At 68.3% G+C, this 2,216-nt stretch carries 2 protein-coding genes; both read left to right on the top strand.

Going from position 1 to position 2,216, the window contains the following annotated elements; genetic code table 11:
* Nucleotides 1-69: 69 nt before the first annotated feature.
* Nucleotides 70-1,335 carry an IS21 family transposase gene (istA, locus tag HHX37_RS35310; RefSeq protein WP_182888172.1) on the top strand — a complete coding sequence of 422 codons (1,266 nt, stop codon included), beginning with the start codon at nt 70-72 and terminating at the stop codon, nt 1,333-1,335.
* Nucleotides 1,332-2,153, top strand: a complete 822-nt coding sequence (istB, locus tag HHX37_RS35305; RefSeq protein ID WP_310740678.1) for an IS21-like element helper ATPase IstB — start codon at nt 1,332-1,334, stop codon at nt 2,151-2,153. The genes istA and istB overlap by 4 nt, the downstream gene beginning before the upstream one ends.
* The last annotated feature ends 63 nt before the right edge of the window (nt 2,154-2,216 follow it).

The following is a 2,216-nucleotide window of genomic DNA, read 5'->3' as shown; positions in this document are numbered from 1 at the left end:
TGTCGGCGGATCCTGAAAACTGACCCCCTGAGGTACTCCGAAAACTGACCCCCTCCGAGACCTTGGAGGGTGCTGAAGGTGGAGGACTGGGCGGAGATACGCCGTCTGCATCGGGCAGAGGGCGTGCCCATCAAGGAGATCGCCCGGCGGCTGGGCGTGGCCCGTAACACGGTGCGGGCGGCGTTGGCCTCTGACCGGCCGCCGAAGTACGAGCGGGCCCGTCGCGGCTCGGTGGCCGATGCCTACGAGCCGCAGGTGCGGGCGCTTTTGCGGGAGTGGCCGAAGATGCCGGTGCCGGTGATCGCGCAGCGGATCGGCTGGCCGTACTCCGAAGGGCCGTTGAAGAAGCTGCTGGCGCGTATCCGCCCGGAGTATGTCGGCATCGATCCGGTGGATCGGGTGACCTATCAGCCCGGCCAGCTCACGCAGTGCGATCTGTGGTTTCCCGAGCCGCGGATCCCGGTCGGTCAGGGGCAGCAGCGGATGCTGCCGGTGCTGGTGATGACGCTGGCGTTCTCCCGGTTCATGACCGCGACGATGATCCCCTCCCGCCAGGCGGGGGACATCTTGTCGGGCATGTGGGCGCTGATCAGCGGGATCGGCCGGGTGACCACGACCCTGCTGTGGGACCGGGAGTCGGCGATCGGCGGCACCGGACGCGTCAGCGTCCCGGCAGCGGCGTTCGCGGGCACGCTGGCCACACAGATCAAGCTGGCCCCGCCCAGGGATCCGGAATACAAGGGCCTGGTCGAACGCCACAACGGGTTCTTGGAGACTTCGTTCCTGCCGGGGCGGACCTTCGCCTCACCGGCGGACTTCAACGAGCAACTGACCGGGTGGCTGGCCCAGGCCAATACCCGGACCGTCCGCTCGATCCAGGGCCGCCCGGTGGACCTGCTGGAGGTCGACTACCAGTCGATGCTGCCGCTGCCGCCGCTGGCCCCTGCGACCGGACTGCATCACCGCGTCCGGCTCGGGCGTGACTACTACGTGCGGGTCGACACCGTGGACTACTCCGTCGATCCCCGCGCCATCGGGCGGTTCGTCGAGGTCACCGCCTCTCCGCAGGAGGTGCGTGTGGTCTGCGATGGCCAGGTCGTGGCCTGCCACGCCCGTAGTTGGGCCAAGCACGGCGTGGTCACCGACCCCGCCCACGCCCACGCCGCCGCCGCGATGCGCCAGGCGCTGGCCGCCGAGCGGCACAGCCGTCAGGCAGCCACCCGCTTCCACACCGACGGCCATGCCGTCATGCTGCGGGCGCTGCCGGACTACGACGCCCTGTTCGGTGTCGACTTCGACCCATCCGCACACAGCACGGAAGCGAGCAGCCAGTGACCACAGCCGCCACAACGCCGCAGGTGATGCCGGCCGCACCGCCCAAGGACGGCCTGCCGTCGCTGATCGCCTACCTCACCCGGGTACTGAAGACGCCGACCATCGGCGCGTTCTGGGAGGAACTGGCCGCCCAAGCCCGCGAGGAGAACTGGTCGCATGAGGAGTACCTGGCCGCGCTGCTGCAGCGTCAAGTCGCCGACCGCGAATCCAAGGGCACCGTCATGCGCATCCGCACCGCCCACTTCCCCCAGGTCAAGACCCTGGAGGACTTCAACCTCGACCACCTGCCCTCACTGCGCCGTGACGTGCTCGCCCACCTGGCCACCGCCACCTTCGTCGCCAAGGCCGAGAACGTGATCCTGCTCGGGCCACCCGGAATCGGCAAGACCCACCTGGCCATCGGGCTTGGGGTCAGGGCATGCCAGTCGGGCTACTCGGTGCTGTTCGACACCGCCAGCAACTGGATTACCCGGCTGTCGGCCGCGCACCATTCCGGGCAGTTGGAGACCGAGCTGAAGAAGATCCGCCGTTACAAGCTGATCATCGTTGACGAGGTGGGCTACATCCCCTTCGATCAGGACGCGGCCAACCTGTTCTTCCAGCTGGTGGCGTCCCGCTATGAGCAGGGCTCGATCATGGTCACCTCGAACCTGCCCTTCGGCCGGTGGGGGGAGACCTTCTCCGACGACGTCGTCGCTGCGGCGATGATCGACCGGCTTGTTCACCACGCCGAGGTCCTCACCCTCACCGGCGACTCCTACCGCACCCGCCAACGCCGCGAGCTGCTGGCCAAGGAGAACCGCGCCAACCGCGACTGAGCCAACCCCGGGGGGTTAAAGTTCCCGGAACCGCTGGGGGTCACTATCGGGAGTCCGTTGACA

Source organism: Microbispora sp. H10885, assembly GCF_014161415.1.
In the GTDB taxonomy this organism is placed as follows: Bacteria; Actinomycetota; Actinomycetes; order Streptosporangiales; family Streptosporangiaceae; genus Microbispora; species Microbispora triticiradicis.
The sequence above is the reverse complement of the archived record's forward strand: the minus strand, read 5'-3'. Positions and strand labels throughout refer to the sequence as shown.